This is a genomic window from Kitasatospora sp. NPDC101108, assembly GCF_055584725.1.
Genome location: NZ_JBVJLM010000037.1, coordinates 1 through 18,889, shown reverse-complemented (window position 1 = coordinate 18,889; position 18,889 = coordinate 1). Strand labels below are relative to the sequence as shown.

General features: G+C 71.9%; 18 protein-coding genes and 1 pseudogene. 9 read left to right on the top strand and 10 right to left on the bottom strand.

All coding sequences use genetic code 11. The features are described 5' to 3' along the window. The first annotated feature begins 33 nt into the window (after positions 1-33). Positions 34-627: a Uma2 family endonuclease gene (locus ACZ6Z8_RS37730; protein WP_465614484.1), complete on the top strand. Its 594-nt coding sequence runs from the start codon at positions 34-36 to the stop codon at positions 625-627. A gap of 64 nt (positions 628-691) precedes the next feature. Here ACZ6Z8_RS37730 and ACZ6Z8_RS37725 read toward each other — a convergent pair whose 3' ends face one another. From ACZ6Z8_RS37725 to ACZ6Z8_RS37710, 4 genes are all read right to left on the bottom strand, one after another. After that, on the bottom strand, positions 692-1,621 hold the full coding sequence (locus ACZ6Z8_RS37725) for a proline dehydrogenase family protein (RefSeq protein WP_033354877.1): 930 nt from the start codon (positions 1,619-1,621) through the stop codon (positions 692-694). 211 nt (positions 1,622-1,832) lie between these two features. Continuing rightward, complete coding sequence (gene pruA, locus ACZ6Z8_RS37720) at positions 1,833-3,461, bottom strand: L-glutamate gamma-semialdehyde dehydrogenase (protein ID WP_465614483.1); 1,629 nt, start codon at positions 3,459-3,461, stop codon at positions 1,833-1,835. Between the two features lie 177 nt (positions 3,462-3,638). Beyond that, a complete protein-coding gene (locus tag ACZ6Z8_RS37715) occupies positions 3,639-4,892 on the bottom strand; it encodes an FAD-dependent oxidoreductase (protein ID WP_465614482.1) in 1,254 nt (417 codons plus the stop codon). Then, on the bottom strand, positions 4,889-5,485 hold the full coding sequence (locus ACZ6Z8_RS37710; protein ID WP_402820930.1) for a PadR family transcriptional regulator: 597 nt from the start codon (positions 5,483-5,485) through the stop codon (positions 4,889-4,891). The genes ACZ6Z8_RS37715 and ACZ6Z8_RS37710 overlap by 4 nt, the downstream gene beginning before the upstream one ends. A 157-nt stretch (positions 5,486-5,642) precedes the next feature. Here ACZ6Z8_RS37710 and ACZ6Z8_RS37705 point away from each other — a divergent pair, with 157 nt between their 5' ends. Next, positions 5,643-7,244, top strand: a complete 1,602-nt coding sequence (locus ACZ6Z8_RS37705; protein ID WP_465614481.1) for a PucR family transcriptional regulator — start codon at positions 5,643-5,645, stop codon at positions 7,242-7,244. Between the two features lie 12 nt (positions 7,245-7,256). Here the strand turns inward: ACZ6Z8_RS37705 and ACZ6Z8_RS37700 are convergent, their stop codons facing one another. Further along, on the bottom strand, positions 7,257-8,417 hold the full coding sequence (locus ACZ6Z8_RS37700; RefSeq protein ID WP_465614480.1) for a hypothetical protein: 1,161 nt from the start codon (positions 8,415-8,417) through the stop codon (positions 7,257-7,259). 148 nt (positions 8,418-8,565) lie between these two features. Here ACZ6Z8_RS37700 and ACZ6Z8_RS37695 point away from each other — a divergent pair, with 148 nt between their 5' ends. After that, the gene (locus ACZ6Z8_RS37695; RefSeq protein WP_465614479.1) at positions 8,566-9,024 is read left to right on the top strand and encodes a VOC family protein; all 459 of its coding nucleotides are present in this window, start codon (positions 8,566-8,568) and stop codon (positions 9,022-9,024) included. 28 nt (positions 9,025-9,052) lie between these two features. On the opposite strand, the gene ACZ6Z8_RS37690 is transcribed toward ACZ6Z8_RS37695, so the two are convergent. Then, positions 9,053-10,675, bottom strand: a complete 1,623-nt coding sequence (locus ACZ6Z8_RS37690) for a hypothetical protein (RefSeq protein WP_465614478.1) — start codon at positions 10,673-10,675, stop codon at positions 9,053-9,055. A 327-nt stretch (positions 10,676-11,002) separates the two neighbouring features. Here ACZ6Z8_RS37690 and ACZ6Z8_RS37685 point away from each other — a divergent pair, with 327 nt between their 5' ends. Together ACZ6Z8_RS37685 and ACZ6Z8_RS37680 are read left to right on the top strand one after the other, a co-directional pair. Then, entirely contained in the window at positions 11,003-12,334 is a 1,332-nt protein-coding gene (locus ACZ6Z8_RS37685) for an MFS transporter (RefSeq protein WP_465614477.1), read from the top strand. Between the two features lie 371 nt (positions 12,335-12,705). Continuing rightward, positions 12,706-13,542, top strand: coding sequence for an NUDIX domain-containing protein (locus tag ACZ6Z8_RS37680; protein WP_465614476.1), 837 nt, complete (start codon positions 12,706-12,708; stop codon positions 13,540-13,542). A 51-nt stretch (positions 13,543-13,593) separates the two neighbouring features. Here ACZ6Z8_RS37680 and ACZ6Z8_RS37675 read toward each other — a convergent pair whose 3' ends face one another. From ACZ6Z8_RS37675 to ACZ6Z8_RS37660, 4 genes and pseudogenes are all read right to left on the bottom strand, one after another. Next, positions 13,594-14,007: an NUDIX hydrolase gene (locus tag ACZ6Z8_RS37675; protein ID WP_465614475.1), complete on the bottom strand. Its 414-nt coding sequence runs from the start codon at positions 14,005-14,007 to the stop codon at positions 13,594-13,596. Beyond that, positions 14,004-14,102 (bottom strand): annotated as a pseudogene (locus ACZ6Z8_RS37670) (NUDIX hydrolase); the annotation flags it as partial. The pseudogene ACZ6Z8_RS37670 and the gene ACZ6Z8_RS37675, both read right to left, overlap by 4 nt. A gap of 37 nt (positions 14,103-14,139) precedes the next feature. Next, entirely contained in the window at positions 14,140-14,670 is a 531-nt protein-coding gene (locus tag ACZ6Z8_RS37665) for a GNAT family N-acetyltransferase (protein ID WP_465614474.1), read from the bottom strand. Beyond that, positions 14,667-15,932, bottom strand: a complete 1,266-nt coding sequence (locus tag ACZ6Z8_RS37660; RefSeq protein WP_465614473.1) for a helix-turn-helix domain-containing protein — start codon at positions 15,930-15,932, stop codon at positions 14,667-14,669. Before ACZ6Z8_RS37660 ends, ACZ6Z8_RS37665 begins: the two co-directional genes overlap by 4 nt. A gap of 168 nt (positions 15,933-16,100) precedes the next feature. On the opposite strand from ACZ6Z8_RS37660, the gene amcB reads away from it, so the two are divergent. The 4 genes from amcB (at position 16,101) to ACZ6Z8_RS37640 (ending at position 18,742) form a co-directional block, all read left to right on the top strand. Continuing rightward, on the top strand, positions 16,101-17,192 hold the full coding sequence (gene amcB / locus ACZ6Z8_RS37655) for a cyclophane-forming radical SAM peptide maturase AmcB (protein ID WP_465614472.1): 1,092 nt from the start codon (positions 16,101-16,103) through the stop codon (positions 17,190-17,192). Between the two features lie 10 nt (positions 17,193-17,202). Then, on the top strand, positions 17,203-17,571 hold the full coding sequence (locus tag ACZ6Z8_RS37650; protein WP_465614471.1) for a pentapeptide repeat-containing protein: 369 nt from the start codon (positions 17,203-17,205) through the stop codon (positions 17,569-17,571). A 22-nt stretch (positions 17,572-17,593) separates the two neighbouring features. Further along, positions 17,594-18,310 (top strand): hypothetical protein, encoded by a 717-nt coding sequence (locus tag ACZ6Z8_RS37645; protein WP_465614470.1) that lies wholly within the window; start codon positions 17,594-17,596, stop codon positions 18,308-18,310. 78 nt (positions 18,311-18,388) lie between these two features. After that, entirely contained in the window at positions 18,389-18,742 is a 354-nt protein-coding gene (locus tag ACZ6Z8_RS37640; protein WP_465614469.1) for a hypothetical protein, read from the top strand. Positions 18,743-18,889 lie beyond the last annotated feature (147 nt).

Below are 18,889 nucleotides of genomic sequence, written 5' to 3'. Positions count from 1 at the left end.
AATAGCGTGACGTCCATCCGAAGGAGGGGCATCATGAGTGCTGTGGCGCATGAGCAACCGATCACGAACTCCCCGTCGCAGGCCGACATCCTGCTGGAGAGCTTCCTGAGCCTGCACTCCCCCGAAGGCTTCCGGGCTGAGCTCATCGATGGAGAGATCATCGTGGCACCACCGCCGGACGGCGATCACGAGGACCACATCAATCACCTGACCAAGCAGGTGATCCGGCACTCCAAGACCGACATGAGCTTCTCCAGCAACAAGGGCCTCCGCCTGGTGAGCGGTGGTCTCTGCCCGAAGAACCACGTCATCCCGGATGCCACGTTCGCGCCGGAAGAGCTCCGTGTGTTCCGAGGCGCGCCACCATGGATGGAGCCGGACGGCATCGAGATGGTCGCCGAGGTCACCTCCAGCAAGCCCGACCAGGACCGCATCGCCAACCGGCACTGCTACGCCCGGGCCGGAATCCCGCTCTATCTCCTCATCGACCGCGAGAAGTCACAGGTCAGCCTCTTCTCCAAGCCGCATCGGGACGAGTACACCGAGGTACACCTGGCTGCCTTCGGCGAACCGCTCGCCCTCCCCGCCCCGTTCGACTTCGAGCTGGACACCAAACCCTTCCTCTAGGAAACACGCGACGGCCCGCACCCCCCGTCAGGGGTGCGGGCCGTCGCGTTGCCCGGGCGCCAGGTCAGTTGCGGGTGGCCATGGCGCGCAGGAAGAAGGTGAGGTTGGCGGGGCGCTCGGCGAGGCGGCGCATGAAGTAGCCGTACCACTCCTGGCCGTACGGGAGGTAGACCCGCATGGTGTTGCCCTCGCCGGCGAGGCGCAGCTGCTCCTCGGGGCGGATGCCGTACAGCATCTGGTACTCGAAGGAGTCCCGGGTGCGGTTGTTCCACTGGGCCAGCTGGCCGGCGATCTTGATCATGTTGGGGTCGTGCGAGGCGATCATCGGGTAGCCCTCACCCGCCATCAGGACCTTCAGCGCCCGGACGTACGCGAGGTCGACCTCGTGCTTGCCCTGGAAGGCGACCGACTCGGGCTCCTTGTACGCGCCCTTGCACAGGCGCACGCGCGAGCCGGCCCCGGAGAACTCGCGGCAGTCGGCCTCGGTGCGGCGCAGGTACGCCTGGAGGACGATGCCCAGCCAGGGATAGTCCGCCCGCAGCTCGCGCGCGATGGCGAGGGTGGAGTCGGTGGTGGTGTGGTCCTCCATGTCGAGGGTCACCGTGGTGCCCGCGTCGGCGGCGGCCTCGCAGATGCGGCGGGCGTTCTCCAGCGCGATCTTCTCGCCGTCCACCGGCAGGAACTGGCCGACGGCCGACAGCTTGACCGACACCTCGGCACCGGCGGCGAGGCCGGTCTCCTTGAGGGCCTTGAGCAGGTGCTCGTACGCCTCGGCGGTGCCGGCGGCCTGGGCGGCGTCCTTGGTGTCCTCGCCGAGGTGGTCGAGGGTGACCTTGCGGCCGGTGGCGACCAGGTCGTCGCACGCGGTGACGGCGTCGTCGAGGACGGCGCCGGCGACGAAGCGCTCGACTATCGCGTGGGTCGGGGGGAACTTCTCGACCACGGTGCGGACCTGGGGGGACCGGGAGGCCGCGAGAAGGGCGGAACGGAGCATCGTGACTCCTGGAGCTGGTGTTTCCAAGGGTGGCAGAAAGAGGGCCGGGGCGGCGGAATCTGGGGGTGCCGCGCGCAGCGCGTCCCGAGAAGGGTGGCGGTGGGCGACGGGCGGGCGGACCGCCGCCCCGGCGGGGCGATGCCCGGCTGCGGGACCGGACCTCGCGGGTGACCGATGGCCTCTACGGCGGACCGGCCGGCATCAGGGCTGGTCAGCCCATGTGCGGGTAGCGGTAGTCCGTCGGCGGGACGAAGGTCTCCTTGATGGAGCGGGTCGAGGTCCAGCGCGCCAGGTTCTGCTTGGCACCGGCCTTGTCGTTGGTGCCGGAGGCCCGACCACCGCCGAAGGGCTGCTGGCCGACGACGGCGCCGGTCGGCTTGTCGTTGATGTAGAAGTTGCCGGCCGCGAAGCGCAGCTTGTGCATGGCGTCCTGGGCCGCCGCGCGGTCCTGGGAGATGATCGAGCCGGTCAGGCCGTAGGCCGACACCGACTCCATCTGCGCCAGCATCTCTTCGTACTTCTCGTCCTCGTAGACGTACACGGCGAGGATCGGGCCGAAGTACTCGTCGCGGAAGTACTCCGAGGCCGGGTCCTGGCAGACCAGGACGGTCGGGCGGACGAAGTAGCCGACCGAGTCGTCGTAGGTGCCGCCGGCCAGGACCTCGACGGTCTCGTCGGCGCGGGCGCGGTCGATGGCGGCCTTGTTCTTGGCGAAGGCGCGCTCGTCGATGACGGCCGACATGAAGTTGGACAGGTCGGTGACGTCGCCCATGGTGAGGCCGTCGACCTCGGCGGCGAACTCGTCCTTGAGGCCCGCCCACAGCGAGGCGGGGACGTAGGCGCGGGAGAGCGCCGAGCACTTCTGGCCCTGGAACTCGAAGGCGCCGCGGGTCATCGCGGTCTTCAGCACGGCCGGGTCGGCGGACGGGTGGGCGACCAGGAAGTCCTTGCCGCCGGTCTCGCCGACGATCCGCGGGTAGGTGCGGTAGCCGGCGATGTTGTTGCCGACCTCGCGCCACAGGTGCTGGAAGGTGGCGGTGGAGCCGGTGAAGTGGATGCCGGCCAGCGCGGGGTGCTTGAGCGCCACGGCGGAGACGTCCAGGCCGTCGCCGGTCACCATGTTGATGACGCCCTTGGGCAGGCCGGCCTCCTCCAGCAGCTGCATCAGCAGGTGCGCGGAGTACTGCTGGGTCGGGGACGGCTTCCACAGCACCACGTTGCCCATCAGCGCGGGCGCGGTCGGCAGGTTGCCGGCGATCGCGGTGAAGTTGAACGGGGTGATCGCGTAGACGAAGCCCTCCAGCGGGCGGTGGTCGCTGCGGTTCCACACGCCGTCCGAGGAGATCGGCTGCTCGGCCATGATCTGGCGGGCGAAGTGCACGTTGAAGCGCAGGAAGTCGACCAGCTCGCAGGGGGTGTCGATCTCGGCCTGCTGGGCGGTCTTGGACTGGCCGAGCATGGTGGCGGCGGCCAGGGTCTCGCGCCAGGGGCCGGCCAGCAGGTCGGCGGCCTTGAGGAAGATCGCGGCGCGGGAGTCGAAGGAGAGCGCCTGCCAGGCCGGGGCAGCGGCCAGGGCAGCGTCGATGGCGTCCTGCGCGTCGGCCTGGGTGGCGTTGCGCAGGGTGCCGAGCCGAGCCGCGTGGTTGTGCGGCTGGACGACGTGGATCTCGGTGCCGCCGCCCATCCGGCGCTCACCGTTGATCGTCATGGTCAGCTGGACCGGCTCCTGGCCGCCCAGCTCCTTCAGCTTGGCCTCCAGACGAGCCCGTTCCGGGCTGCCGGGGGCGTAGCTGTGGACCGGCTCGTTCACCGGCGCGGGGACCTGGGTCACAGCGTCCATAGAGCGCACGCTCTCCTTCGTTCATTGCGGGGGGATTGCCTGCGCGGGTCGCACGCAGGCCACAGCACGAACGCTATTCCTGCCTGCCCGGCCACTTGATTGGCCGGGCGGCTAAAGTCCCCCGTACGGCGTTGTCCGCCCCGACGAACGCGGTCACGCCGCGGTCACGACCGCCCGTCAGGCGGCCCGCCCCGCACGGCTCGCCGACGACACCGGCGCCACCCGCCGCTCCCAGTCGATCCGGTACCCGTGCACCGGGCGGAGCATCTTCTCCGGGCTCATGAAGGTCCGCATCATGATCGGCGCGACCACCCGGAACAGCATCCGGGCGACCGGCCCGGAGGCCTTCTGGTTGTTGGTGCGTTCCGCGTCCGCCGCGATCTTCTCCACCCGGGGCCGGCGCATCGCCTCGTACGCGGCGAAGGCCTCGGTGTGGTCGGGCAGGTCGCGCAGGCAGCGGGCGAGTTCGACGGCGCTCTCGACGGCCAGCGAGACGCCCTGTCCGGAGCTGTTGGACGGCGCGTGCACCGAGTCGCCGACCAGGACCATCCGGCCGCGGTACCAGTGCGGGACGGACGGCATGATCTCCAGCCGGGGGAAGGTCTCGACCGTCCCGGCGTCGGCCACCCGCAGCACCTCGCGGGCGGGCAGGTCCTCGGCGTGCAGCTCGCGGCAGCGACGCAGCCACTCCTCCGGGCCCACCGCGCGGACCTGCTCGTAGCTCAGCTGCTCGGGCTGCGGGATGTTGCTGAACCAGGCGGTGCCGCTGCCGTCGGCCAGGCCCCAGTACCCGAAGAAGGCCCGGGCGCCGTTGGCGAAGTGGACGGTCTCGCCGCGTCCGGCCCGTCCGGGCAGCCGGTACGGGCTGTAGCCGCCGACGCCGAGCAGCCCGGTGTACCGGGCGGCGGGCGCGGCCGGGTCGATCAGGGTGCGGACGGTCGATCCGGTGCCGTCGGTGCCGATCAGCAGGTCGCCGGTGGCGCTGGTGCCGTCGGCGAAGTGCGCGGTGATGCCGTCGGCGGTCTCCTCGGCGGCCACCAGCCGTTTGCCGTGGCGCACTTCGAGGCCGGCCTCGCGCAGCCGCCGCTGCAGCACCTCGTACATCTCGGCGCGGCGCATCAGCCGCCCGCGCGGCAGGTCGGGCAGGCCCGCGAACTCGGCCAGCGTCCCGCCCTTGCCGTCCTCGATCACCATCGGCCCGACCGGCTGCCCGATCCGGCCGACCTCCGCCTCCAGGCCGACGGCGGCGAGGGCGCCGAGCCCGTTGGGGGCGATCATGAAGGTCCCGCCGATGCCCTCGGCGGAGGTCTCGTAGGCCTCGAAGATCTCCGCCTCGATGCCGGCCCTGCGCAGCGCCAGCGCCATCACCGGGCCGGCGATGCCGCCGCCGATGACCAGGGCCTTCTTCTTCGACGTACGCGTGGTGCTCATTCCAGGCTCCTCATGAACTCCTGCAGGGTCCGGTTGAACTCCGGGTCCCCGATCTGGCGGATGAGGTTCTCGGTGTAGCGGCGCTCCGCCTCCAGCAACGCGAGGGCGTACTCCTCTTCGACCACGAACATGGGGTGGACACCCATGTCCTCGGCCTTGCGCAGCATGGCGCGCGAGGTGTCGATCCGCGCGTCCAGCGCCTCCAGCCGACGGCCGAGCAGCTCGGCCGACTCCTCGGTCGGAAGTACCACCAGCAGGCAGAGGGCGACCCCGAAGGCCGGGTACTCCTCCTGCGGTTCGGCGAGCCACTCGCGCATCCAGTCCCGGAGTTCCGCCTGCCCCTCGGGCGTGACGGCGTAGACGGTGCGCTCCGGGCGCTGGGTGTCGCGGACGGTCTCCTGCTCGGCCACGAACCCGGCCTTCCGCAGCTGCTCCACGACCATGTAAAGCGAGCTGCGGTTGTACTTGATGTTGCGGTCCTTGCCGTGCTCCTTGAGCCGGCGACCCATCTCGTAGGGGTGCATCGGTTCGGCTCCGAGTTCGGCCAGGACCGCGAGGGCCAGCGGGTTCGAGACCTTGCGTCGCTTCGCCATGAGAACGTTCCTCATCACTTGGTCAGTACTGACTATCCATTCTCGGATAGTCAGAGTCAACTATTCAGGGGTAACCAACGTGGGACGGCCCACAACTCTGTCCGCCCGGCTAAAATCAACCACACACCGTTGTCCGAGCGGATGAAGGAGGCCCGGAGTGACCACCCCCGGCCTTCCGCTCCGGCAACTGCTGATGTCCCTGGGCGAGCCCCTCGTCGAACTCCAGGCCGCCCCACTGGGGTTGGACGTCCCCGTGCGCGACGTCGCGATCCTCGACCCGGAGGACCAGCCCACCGCAGCCCCCGGCGAACTCGTCCTCGCGATCGGCGCTCGCGGCCGCGCCGCCCTCCCCGCCCTGCGCGCGGCCGGCCGGGCCGGCGCCGCCGCCGTGGCGGTCAAGCTGGACGCCCCCGGCCAGGCCGACGCCCTGCGCGAGGCCGCCACCGACGCGGGCGTCGCCCTGCTCTCGGTGCGCCGCGAGACCCGCTGGGAGCACCTCGACTCACTCGCCCGGGCGATCATCGCCGGCCCGGACGCCCCGGACTCCCCCGGCGCCCCCGAACCCAACGCCGGTGACCTCTTCTCCCTCGCCCAGACCGTCGCCGTGCTCACCAACGGCATCGTCTCGATCGAGGACACCTCCAGCCGGGTGCTCGCCTACTCCCGCTCCTCCGACTCCGACGAGGTCGACGACCTGCGCCGGCTGTCCATCCTCGGCTGGCAGGGCCCGGAGCCGTACCTCTCCAAGCTCCGCGAGTGGGGCATCTTCCAGCACCTGCGCAGCTCGGACGCCCCGATCGCGGTCGAGCCGCACCCCGAACTCGGCCTGCGCCGCCGCCTCGCGGTCGGCATCCGGGCCGGGGCGCAGCCGCTCGGCACCATCTGGGTGCAGGAGGGCGCCCAGCCGCTGGCCCCGCTGGCCGAACAGGCCCTGGTCGGCGCGGCCCGGGTGGCCGCCGCCCAACTGGTGCGCCGCCGCCGGGAGTTGTCCGCCGACGTCCGGCTCACCCAGACCCTGCTGACCGGCCTGCTGGAGGGTTCCACCGGCCCCCAGTCGCTGGCCACCCACCTCGGCCTGGACCTGCGCCGCCCCGCCACCGTGCTGGCGTACAGCGCCCACACCACCGAGGCACTGCACCGCTCCGACGTCACCGGCCTGATCTCGGTGCACACCGCCGCCCGGCACCGCACCGCGCTGCTCGCCCCGATCGAGTCCCGGGTCTACGTGCTGCTGCCCGAACTCCCCCCGGGCCTGCCGATGACCACCGTCCGCGGCTGGGCCGACGAGGTGGTCACCGCCGCCCGGGAGCACCTCGGCGTGCCGCTGCGCGCCGCGATCGGCTCGACCGTCGACGGCCTCTCCCAGGTGCCGGACTCCCGCGCCCAGGCCGACCGGATCCTGGACGCGATGGGCCGCGGCGGGGTCGACCTGGACGTCGCGGCGCTGATCGACGTCCAGGCCGAGGTGCTGGTCAGCGAGATGCTGGCGCTGCTCCAGGAGCGCGGCGGCCTGCGCGACCCGCGGCTCACCGCGCTCACCGAGTACGACCGCCGGCACGGCACCCGGCTGGCCGAGTCGGTGCTCGCCTGGCTGGACGCCCTCGGCGAGGTCCGGGTCGCCGCCGACGCCCTGCACATCCACCCCAACACCCTGCGCTACCGGGTGCGCCGCGCCGAGCAGTTGACCGGCATCGACCTCGCCCAGCCGCAGCAGCGGCTGCTGGCGATGCTGCAACTGCGGCTGCCCGCGGACGAGTAGGGCAGCCGCCGGTCAGCCGCGCCCGGCCCGCCACTGCTCCCAGGCCGACAGCCACAGCTCCTCCACCAGCCGCTGCTCCTCCCAGGCCGCCTCCCCGCCGCCGCCCGGCCGCTGCCGCCACAGCTGCTCCCAGGCCCGCTGGGCCGGCAGGCTCGCCACCTCGCTGGCGAACACCGTGTACCGGACGACCTCCTCGACCGCCGCCTCCCCCTCCGGCGTGCCGACCAGCCAATGCGTCTGCTGGGACAGCCGGTTGAGGTGGTTGACCATCGAGGTCACGGCCGCCGCGGCCTCCTCCCGGGTCTCCGTGGCGAGCCGCATCTGCTGGCGCACCGCCGCCTCCCAGCGCACGGCGCAGACGTCCCCGCGCAGCCCGCGCGGCAGCCTCGGCGTACGCCCGACCCGCACCTGCGCCTCGATCGCGGCGGCCTCCGCGATGCTCTGGGCGATCAGCTCCCGGTGCGCCTCCAGCCCGGCGGCGGGCGGCAGTTCGCGCTCCTCGACCGGCACGTACCGGGCCCGCCGGGAGGCGAGGTCGCGCAGCAGCTCGGTGCGCCCGCGCAGGTAGCACTCGAAGTCCCCGATCCCGCCGAGCTCCACGCAGCCGGGCGGCAGGCCGCGCCCGCACACCGTGACGGCCTGCCCGCCGACCCGCAGCCGCCCGGCCCAGACCTGCCCGGCCGGCCCGCCGCCGGACGCCACCGGCCGGTCCTCGTGCACCTCCACCGCGCAGGACTCGCCGTCCACGGTGATCCACTCGCGCAGCGCCCGCACCCGGCCCGGGCCGTCGCCCTCGTCGATGCCCAACTGCTCGTAGACCCGGTCGCGTTCGTCCTCGACCACGTCCTCCAGCTCGGGCAGCACCTCGCAGCCGTCGGCCCCGGGCCGGTAGGTGCGCACGGTCACGTACGGCCCGGCCGCGGTGGTCCAGTCACCGACCTGCACCTCGACCCAGCGCAGCTCGCCGCCGCAGGTCTCGAAGGCCGCCAGCGCCTGCCCGCGGCCCGCCGGCCAGGCCACGCCGTACACCGGGAAGTCCACCGCGGCGAGGGTCCGGCGGGAGAACTCCTCCTGGTCGGCGAAACGATCCTGCCCGCCCGGCCGGTCCGGCCCCGACCGCCCGGCGTTCCACTCCCGGGGTTCCTGGGGCCTTCCGCCGTTCTCCCGCACCATCCTCTGCCGCACCCCCGAGTACTCGCGCCCGCACCGCTGACGCCACCTTACGTGGCCGCAGCTGCCGGGTCATCAGCTCGACTGCCGGACGGGGTCGGTGGCCGTGTCAGTGGGGCCGGTTGTCAGCCGCCCTCCCTACGCTGGCGGCATGACAGCACAGAACAGCGCAGCCCAGACCGCCTTCCCCGCCCGGATCAGCATCGTCACCCTCGGCGTCTCCGACCTCGACCGCAGCGCCCGCTTCTACGAGGACCTCGGCTGGAAGCGCTCCTCCGCCTCCAGCCCGGAGATCGTCTGGTTCCGCACCGCCGACTCGGTGCTCGGCCTCTTCCCCAGCGAGGAGCTGGCCGCCGACGCGGGCGTGCCCGCCACCGGCGAACCGTCCTTCCGCGGCGTCACCCTCGCGGTGAACCTGGAGTCCCCCGCGCTGGTGGACGCCGCGCTGCGGACGGCCGTCGAGGCCGGCGCCGTGGTGGTCAAGCCGCCGGTCCCGACCAGCTGGGGCGGCTACTCGGGCTACTTCGAGGACCCGGACGGGCACCTGTGGGAGCTGGCCCACAACCCGTTCTTCCCCTTCACCGAGGACGGCTCGCTGGACCTCCCGTAGGGGCCCCCCGGCCCAGGCCCCGACGGGCTCAGCCCTTGGAGCGCGCCTTGAAGGCCGCCTTGCGCGCCTCCTTGGCCAACGCCCGGTCCGTGTGCAGCTCCCCGATCGCCTCCAGGACGTCCGCCGTGTACGGGTGGTCGACCCGCCACAGCTCACCGAACCACGCGGCCGGATCGCCCTTCACCGGCAGGTCGGTGATCAGCTCACGCAGCAGCGCGGCGTCACCGCCGCTGTCCAGCAGCTGGGCGGCGAAGGTGTCGACCACCGTCCACAGCGCCATCGACCGCTCCGGCGCCGGCACGTCCGTGGCGCCCAGCGCGGACAGCCAGGCCCGGGCCGAACCGCCCAGCTCCGGGTCGTCCAGCACCTCCCGGACGGCGGGCTCGGCCTCCGCCCCCAGCAGGTTCAGCGCCGAGACGCACAGCATCCGGCGCAGCGGCCCGTACGCGTCGTCACCGCGCGCCGCCGCCAGCAGCTCGCGCGCCGCCGGCACCGGCTCCCGGCCCTCCACCCAGACCCGCAGCTCCTCCTCCGGCAGCACGTTGGCCGACTCGCACACCCCGCGCAGCAGCTCGGCCGCGTCCCCCTGGGCCAGCTCGCCGACCAGCGGCGCGTCGTAGCCGTCCTCCAGCAGCCACTGGCGGATGCCGTACTGGCCGAGCGGGGTGAGCCGGACCAGCCCGAAGCGGGCCGACTCCTCCTCGTCCAGCGGCGCCTCGCCGACGACAGGCTCCTCGCCCTCCTCCTCGTCGAACAGCTCCGGGTCGATCGGGCGGTAGTCCAGCAGGCCCAGCTCGGCGAGGTCGCCCAGCATCGGGTCCAGGGCGACCATCACGTCCGTGATGTCGCCCAGCAGCTCCTCGCTCGGCTCCTCGCCCTCCGGCACCACCAGCAGCGCGGCCAGCACGCCGAGCGGGACGGTCTCGTTGCCCGGGTCGGCGAAGGCGGTGGTCTCGTACAGCACCTGCAGCGCCTCGTCGAGCAGCTCGGCGGCGGCGTCCCGGGCCTCCTCGACCTCGTTCAGGCCGTCCTCGTCCTCCTCGCCGCCGTCCGCGGGAGCGGGCTCCCCGCCCTCCTCGTCCTCCTCCGGCAGCGAGTCCGCCTCCACCGCCAGCTCCCGGACGATCCCGGCGGCGGTCAGCCACAGCTCCAGGACGGTGTCCGGATCCCCCTGCTCGGCGGGCTCCAGGTCCGGCCCGGGCACTGCGACGTGCTCGCCGTCCTCGGTCGTGCCCAGCTCCACCAGGTCCAGGTCACAGGCCAGCGACCAGGCCCGCAGCGCCTCGACCTCGGCCTCCTCGGGCACCTCGCCCTCGGCGGGGGCCAGCCCCAGGAGGCGGGCGGCGGGCGCCCGGTCCTCCTCGACCAGGTCGCCGAACTCGTCCACCGTCCGGTGCGGGGACGCCCAGCGGGCCAGCGCCAGCGCGTAGCCGAACATCGGGACGGCCTTCGCCTGCTCGGCCAGCTCCTGCTCGGCGGGCAGCTTCACCGGCGGCACCAGGACCGCCGCGTCGTCCAGGTCCTCGTCGTCCAGGCCGTGCGCGGCGAACGCCCCGTACAGGTCCTGCAGCTCCAGGTCCGCGGGCAGGACCGCCTCGGCCGCACCCTCCCCCGCCGAAGCCCCACCGTTCTTCCGACGTCGTCCGGCCATCGTTGTGCGCTCTCCCTCAGCCAGCGGTCAGCTCGAACAGCTCCGCGTACCCGATCTACCACCTCAGCGTATAGGCCGGGCACCCCCGATGCCCGGCCGCAGGGAGCGCGCACAGGGGCGCGCGCCGCTTCCGTGCGCCCACCCTTTATCCTTCGCAATGGTGTCTGCGCACACCCCGCGCAGTCCCACCGGGCAACGAAGCCCGAACCCTCAGCTCATCCGCTCCACCAGGGAGCCCCGCACCGCGGCCACACCACAGCGCCTCAGGACGGGCGCACCGGCACACCCCGCCGACCCGGTGGTGCCCTGCCACAGGAGACCCCTCACATGGCGGACCTCTCCCCCGCCGGCTCCGGCCTGCGCACCGCGCAGTTCGACGGACGCCGACTGTCGGAGGCCCTGCTCCCCCTGGAGCTCGCGCCGCGCGCCCAGCTCCAGCTCGCCGCGATCAGCCGCTGGAACGCGATGCGCGGAGTCCGCGTCGGCCTGGTCGCCGCCGCCCTGCTGTTCATGCTGATCGGTGCCAACCTGGCGACGCCGATCTACCCGCTCCTCCAGCAGCGCCTCGGACTCGGCCCGCTCGACACCACGATCCTCTTCACGATCTACGTGTTCGCGCTGGTCCCGGTGCTGGCCATCGTCGGCCACTGGTCCGACCACCTCGGGCGGCGCGCCCTGATCCTGCCCGCCGTCGCCCTGGCCGCCGCCGGCGACGTCGTGTTCGCCACCTCCGGCAGTTTCTGGCAGCTGGCGGTCGGCCGCGCCGTCCAGGGCATCGCCGTCGGCCTGTCCACCGGCGCCGCCGGGGCCGCCCTCGGCGACCTGCTGCCCGACCACCCGACGCTGGCCGCCAAGCTCACCCTGGCCTGCTCGGCGGGCGGCGTCGCCCTCGGCCCGGTCGTCGGCGCCCTGCTGTCCGGCGGCTCCGACCCGCTGCTGACGCCCTTCCTGCTGCACGCCATCGCCCTGCTGGCGCTCTGCGTGCCGCTGGCCGTCGTCCACCCCCGGATGCCCGGCCGCAACCGCCCGCCGGCGTCCCCACCGCGCATCACCACCCCGGCCCACCTGCGCCCCCAGCGTCTGCGGCTGCCGCGCACCGGCCGCCGCGAGTTCCTGCTCGCCGCCTCGGCCGGCTTCATCTCCTACGCGGTCTTCGGCGTCTACCTCAGCCTGGCCCCGGCCTTCGCCGCCAAGCTGCTGCACACCCCCTCCCACCTCGTCGGCGCGATCGTGGCCGCCCTGCTGCTCGGCTCCTCGGCCGCCGCCCAGCTGATCGTGCCCCCGACCTCCGACCGTCTGGTCATCGCCCTCGGCATGACCGGCCTGGCCACCGGCCTCGCCCTGGTCGTCGCCGCCGGCTACACCGGCACCCCGGCCCTGCTCTTCATCGGCAGCGTCCTCGGCGGCGCCTGCCAGGGCGTGGCGTTCCGCTCCCTCTTCACCACCGCCGTCGCCGCGATGAACCCGGAACGCCGGGGCTCCGAGATGAGCTCCCTGTGGATCATCGTCTACCTCGGCAGCTCCCTCCCCATCGTCGCCGTCGGCGCCCTGGTCAAGAGCTACGGCCTCCTCCCCGCCGTCAGCGGCTTCGCCACCGTCGCGGCCCTCCTCTGCGCCGCCCTCGCGGTGGCCGTCGCCCGCAAGCCCAAGCAGGCCTGACCCCGTACGACGAACGCCGCTGCCCGGGACTCCTCGCGAGTCCCGGGCAGCGGCGTTTCGGCAACCGTGGTGGACACCCGCGCATCATTTGCCTCGTTGAGCAGCTCTACCACCGTTCCCCACCATCCACCCCCCACCCGCCTCCCGGCGGGTGCCCGCCCCAGGCCCGACCGCGTGCTGCCCGGCCAGAACTTCTGCCTCTCGGTGCTGACTCCGCCCGCGCAGCCCGGTAGCCACACCGGCCGCGCGGACTACAGGTTGGCCGTGCGACACACGGCGCGCGGCCGACGCCCAACATCCCACGCAGCCCCTGCACCGTTGAACAGGAGGAAGCCCCCGCTCGTGCCAGGAACGTAGAAGGAGTCCCCGCCATGACGAGCTCAACCCATCTCCCGAGTCCCGTCCAAGTGCTTCAGGTCAGCACGCTGCGCTTGGTCGAAACGGCCGCCCCGCAGCTCACCCAGGAGCACCAGCTCGCCATGGACCGGGTGTGGAGGGCCGCGATGCAGGCCAACCCCGACCTCTTCGACGGTCCGGCGGTGGTGTGCACGGGTGTCGAGCAGGATGGCCAGACTCTCGTGCTGCCCTGGTCCCCCGTCACCTACCGATGGTTCGCGCTGCGCCGAGTGCCGGACGCGCCCACGGTTTCGTCCATGTTCGTGACCGTCTCGCAGCCGACCGACGACGGCGCCCTGATCGTAGGACGCATGTCCGCCACGACCGCAGCCCCGGGCCGTTGGCAGATTCCGGGCGGCAACGTGGAACCGCCGGCCGCAGGCCGGCCGCTGGACGAGAACGAGCTGCGCCACCAGGCCTGCAAGGAACTCGCCGAGGAGATCGGTGCGCACGTGACACCCGAGGACCTGACGCTATGGAGGGTCACGCGCGGCGAGCACGGCAACATCGGGGTGCACTACCAGGCGCCGCCACTCCCTGCGGAGATTCTGCTCCAGCAGTTCGAGGCCCTCACCCAGTCCGAGGCAGCGAACGGCCGCACAGCGGAACTTGAGCAGATCGTCGCCGTGGACCGCGTCGGCGCCGAAGGGTTGGAAGGCCCGCACGCGGACTACCTGGAGACCCTCCTGGCCCAGCAGAGCCTCAGCCGAGGCGTCGGCCAGCTCAACATCGCACCGAGCGCCATATCGCCGACGGTCGCATCGGTGAGCCAGACGTCGGTGCAGCTTCATGGCGACGCCGGTGTGCGATAGCTCTTCGGGCGGCCACCCACTGGGTGGCCGCCCGAAGAGCCTCCGCCTCGGTCAGGCAGTGAGCGCAATGTCCAGGTACGCCTGCACCGGCTCGAAGAGCCCGTACGGCACGTACTCGGGAATCTCAGCGAGAGCCACCCATCCGAGAGAGTCCAGCTCGTCGGTGTCCACCACCTCGGCGGTACCACTGACGACCCCGCATGCCGTATACGACATCAGCCGACCAGTCTTCGCATGCACCCGCTCGCCCAACAACTTGACGGCGGCCACGCCCAGTCCGGTCTCCTCTGCGGTCTCGCGGACGGCCGCCTCCTCGGGCGACTCGCCAGCCTCGATCTCACCGGCCGGGAACTGCCAGGAGAGCTGGCCCTCGCTGACCCGTCGCCGGACCATCAAGACGCGGCCTTCGTGGACCACGATCGCGGCGGCAATGCCCGGGCGTTCCTCCGCAGCCTGCTGTGTCACGTCTGCTCCTCCAGAGCGGCCAGGATGGGTGGGAAGGCAGTATTGGCGTCGATGAAGCGGGTCAGCGAGTTTCGAGGAACCCACATCACGTCAACGCAACATCGGTGTGCGCTACCAGGCGCCGCCGCAGGCTCAGTGGATCGGGCGGATCATCGCGGTCAGCCGGGGCGACTCCGGAGAGGGCTGTTGAGCGTTGAACGCCTGGTAGCCCCAGGTCTCGTAGAGCCGCTGGACCTTGCCATCCCCGGCAAGCGGGTTGACCAGAAGGGTGACGCGGCCCTCAACGCGGCGGCGCAGCAGCTCGTCGTGGATCCGGCGGGCGGTACCCGTGCCGCGCCAGCGGGTCCGGACGCCGATTTCCTTGATGGCCAGGGCCGGGGCCTCGGTGTAGCCGTCCGGAAGGGGCTCGGTCATGCGCTTCCAGTAACGGTCGCCCGCCTCGATCGTGTTGCCGTAGGCGTAGCCGACCGGCACCTCGCCGTCGTAGCCGAGGACGAGCTCGAAGCCGGGCTCGGTGGCATGCCGGTCGAGGCGTCCGGCGAACACGTCGACGCGGTAGTTCGGCAGGTGCAGCAGGGGGGCCCGCACATCGGCGTACACGTCCAGCAGATCCTGCCGGGCCTCGGAGGGCAGGGTGGTGTGGTGACGGAGTTCGACGATCACGCGGTGGTCCTCCAGGTGTTGTGGGCGTATGCCGTCCAGGTACGGTCCGGGCCACTGCCGCCGGCCAGCTTGTGCAGCGAGGTGCCGAAGGCGGCCAGCATCCGGGTGACGCGGGGGTGCGCGGAGTCCTCGGCCGGGACGGACATGGCGGTGGCGACCGCGGGCTCCAGATCGCCCTGCCCGAGCTGGGCGCGGGCGAGCCGGACGGTGGTGATCGCTCGGGACCTCTGCATGGTGTCGCGCCGCTGGGCGATGCTGCGGTGCGCGTGTGCTTCCGCGTCCTCCCAGTTCCCGGCCGCGAGGTGAGCGGCGAGGGCGAGGGAGTCGAGTTCGGACTGGTCGTAGAAGGCGGTGATCCACACTGGTCGGGAGACATCGAGGTCGGCTCGGCTGAGGGCGTCCTGTGCGTGCCCGATGGACCGGCGGACGGCGTTGGAGTCCCCGGTCAGGCCGTGGATCGCCGCGTGGCGGGCATGTCCGAGGGAAGCGAACAGCGGGTCGCGTCGGGCGATCGGTAGGCTGCGGGCGACCTCATTGGCGGCGAGCGCGTCGCCTGCCTGGCCGAGGTGTCGGTACAGGCTCCCCGCGTGGGACCAGATGCGGAACTGGATGCCGGAGTCGCCGGACATCGCCGCGAGGGTGGCTGCCTTCTGGTGGTGTTCGAGGGCGGCGTCGAAGCGACGGCCGTCGATCGCGGCCCACATCGCCGAGGACATGAACGATGCCGCGCACGCGTACAGCTGGGCCCGGACCCGCTGGGTCGCGGCGCCGTTCTTCTGCAGGTCGAGGGCTTCCTCGGCGAGCGCGGTTGCCCTGGTCTCGATGCTGAGCCGACCGCCGTGGCGGTGGTCGCTGGCGATGACCTCGGCGAAGCGGGCCTGTAGTCTCCGCACGTCACCGACGCCGATCCGGCCACTCGATGCCACGGCAGGGGGGCTCGTGAGCACGGTCACGGCCGCGCCTCCGGCCGCCGCTATGAAGTCGCGTCGCCTCACGTCGTCCTCCGGTGTGGTGCGGGCCCGCCCGGTCGGGACGAAGCCCAGGTCTTGGGGCGTACATGCGAATACTGCCCTGAGTGCGAGGCGGATCTTCACCGGCGGCCACCGGGTCGCGCCGGTCAGCCAGTTGTGCACCGTGCGCTCTGACACGGAGCCGAGCTTCCCCGTGAGGGTCCTGATCTCGATGTTCACTTCGCGCGCCAACTCGGCCTTGGTCATGCGGCGTTCGGACATCCGGAGGCGAAGCGGGACGTTGGCCAGCATGAGGTCAACGTAGTCGTGTTGTCACATGCCGTGCATGGGCCTCACCGTACGACCTGTGACTGTCGTTCACTGATTGCACGCCGCCCGCCCCGGGCGGCCCCGGCGCAGGATCCCGCCCCGTGAACGGCCCTGCGCTGGCCCAGTCTCCGCCCTTGGAGGAGCAGCACGATGCACTCCCCGGCCCGGTATCGGCGCCGCATCGCCCGTCGTCCGAGGACGGTCGTTGTCCAGGCTGACTCTTTCTGCAATCTGGACTGCACCTACTGCTACCTGCCCGACCGCAAGCGGCGGGCACCGATGTCGGTCGCGATCGCCGAGGCGGTGGCCCGCTCCGTCGCCGATTTCGCCGATATCGCGTCACCGGAGCCGGTCGAGGTGGTCTGGCACGCCGGCGAGCCGCTGGCCGTCGGCCGCACGCGACTCGCGGAGCTGCTGGCCCCGTTCGAGCCGTTGCGGCAGGCTGGGTTGGTCGAGCACTCGGTGCAGACCAACGCCGTACTGATCACACGGGCCTGGTGCGACTTCCTCACCACGTACGGGTTCCGCGTCGGGGTGAGCCTCGACGGCCCTTCCGCCCTCAACCGTCGGCGCGTGGACCGGACCGGACGTCCGGCCTTCGACCGGATCATGAAGGGCATCGGGTGCCTGCGCGAGTACGGCGTACGGTTCTCGGCGATCGCGGTCGTCACCGCCGAGAGCATCGGCGATCCCGAGGGTCTGCTCGACTTCATGGCCGACCTCGGTTGCCACACGGTGGGTCTGAACATGGAGGAAAGGGAAGGCGCCAACACCAACCGGGCGGTTCCCACCGCCGAGCAGGCCCGCGCGTTCTGGCGCCGCACCATCGCCTGGTCACGCCGCAACCGCGACCTGACCATCCGCGAGATCGACCGGCTCGGCGGCTATCTGCGGGATGTCCGCGCCGGACGTCGAACCACCTGGGACCGGGTATTGATCGACCCGATCCCGACCATCGCCTCCAACGGCGACGTCGTCCTGCTTTCGCCCGAACTCGCTGGGATCACCGACCCGGCCTACGAGGACTTCCGGGCCGGGAACGTCCTGGAGCGGAGCATCGGCTCGATGCTCGATGGTGCGCACCGCCTTCGCTACGTGCACGAGTTCCTGACCGGCCTGGACGCGTGCGAGGCCACCTGTGACCTCTTCGACTTCTGCCGAGGGGCCCAGGCCGGCAATCGCTACTTCGAGAACGGCCGCCTGGACACACGACAGCAAGCTCTCCCGGGTCGTCTTCCGTAACTGCAAGATCATGGGTGCCGCGCTCATCGGCGTGTCCCTGGACAACGTCCTCTTCGACAACTGCAAGCTCAACTACGCGACCTTTGAGCAGATCCGCGCCATCGGCGCGGTCGTCTTCTCCAAGTGCGCGCTCACCGAGGCGTCGTTCACTGGTTGCGACCTCGGCGGCGCGGTCCTCGACGCCTGCATCCTGCGGCTGACCGAGTTCGGCCGGGGCAAGTACCGGGGCCTCGACCTGCGGGGCAACGACCTCACCACGCTGCGGGGCGTCGCCAACCTCGGCAAGGTCCTCATCGACCGCACCCAGCAGGCCGAACTCGCCGAAGCCCTGGTCGCCGAGCTGGACGTGACCTTCGCCGACACCCTCGACGACCGGTAAACCCAGCCTGGGAGGAATCCGCGTGACTCTCGCCATCGCCCACACCGATCCCGCCGCCCTCATCGCCAGGTGCGACAGCACCGGCGTCCGCATCGCTCGCGGCGAGCCCGACTACGAGGACGGGGCCGTTCTCCCGGCCGGCCCCTGGCAGCCCCTCACCGCCGTGCTGGCAGCAGAACTCCGCCCGACCAGGCGGAGCGCCGACAGCACGCTCGTAGAACTGGTGAAGCTGCCCGACGGCCCGCCGCCGGCCGCCCTTGCCACCCTCGCCGACCAACTCGGCGACCCCGACGCCGTCCACCTCGGCCAGGCCAGAAGCCCGGCCAAGGCCCTCACCACCACTCCCAATGACCAGGACGGCCGCCGCATCGGCCTGCACATCGACAACTGGGACAGGCTCCGCTACCAGGCCAAGCACACCGGTCGCCGACGCCTGTGCTTCAACCTCGGTCCCGGAACCCGCTACCTCCTGCTCGGTGGCCTCGACATCCGCGCGGTCTGCCGCGATCTCCACGCCGACCCCGAGGACCGCTATCCGCACACCGACGACCTGCGAGCCTACGCCGCCCTCGGGCTGCCCCTGCGCGTCTTCCGGCTGCGGATCGACCCCGGCGAGGGCTACATCGCCCCCACCGAACTGCTGCCCCACGACGGCTCCACCGAGGACCAGCCCCAATCGTCCACCGCCGCGTTCTGGCTCGGCCACTGGCCACGCGGTGTCCTGGCCTCGCTGATCTGACACCAGCCCGGGCGAGCTGTTCCGCTGCCCGTGATGGTGGCAGCGCCGCGTCCGATCCCCATTCACGTAGGAGAATCCATGGCTGCTGCGCCGCCGCAAAGCCCCCGTCCGGTCACGCCTCGGCTGCCGACCGGCCCGACCTTCGACCAGGAGCTGTGCGGGCTCGTGCTCGACACCGCACCCCGCCTGTTCGCCGTCGTCCAGGTTTGGGGCGAGGGCCTCCCGGACGTCGACGGGTGGGTCGCGGCTTGGGGGGTCGCCGACCGCAGCCGGCGAGCGCACGTGATCAGCATCGACGGGCAGGCGCGAATGACCCTCACGTCTCCCGATCGGGCCTTGCGCCATTTCGCCGGGCGACCGGGGATCACCGCACGGCTGGTCTGGCTCGCACAGCCGAGTGCAGCCGCAATGGAGCAGGCCGAAGCTGCCTGACCCCACCGCGGTCGCCCTCCTCCCCGGCCCCAGCGCGTCCTTCATCTGCGGCCATTGACGTCCTCCCGGCCCTAAAGGACCGGGATTCCTGCCACGGTCGTCTGACCGTCTCGGTGGGTTCCTGCTTCACGGCGCTGTGCCGGGACG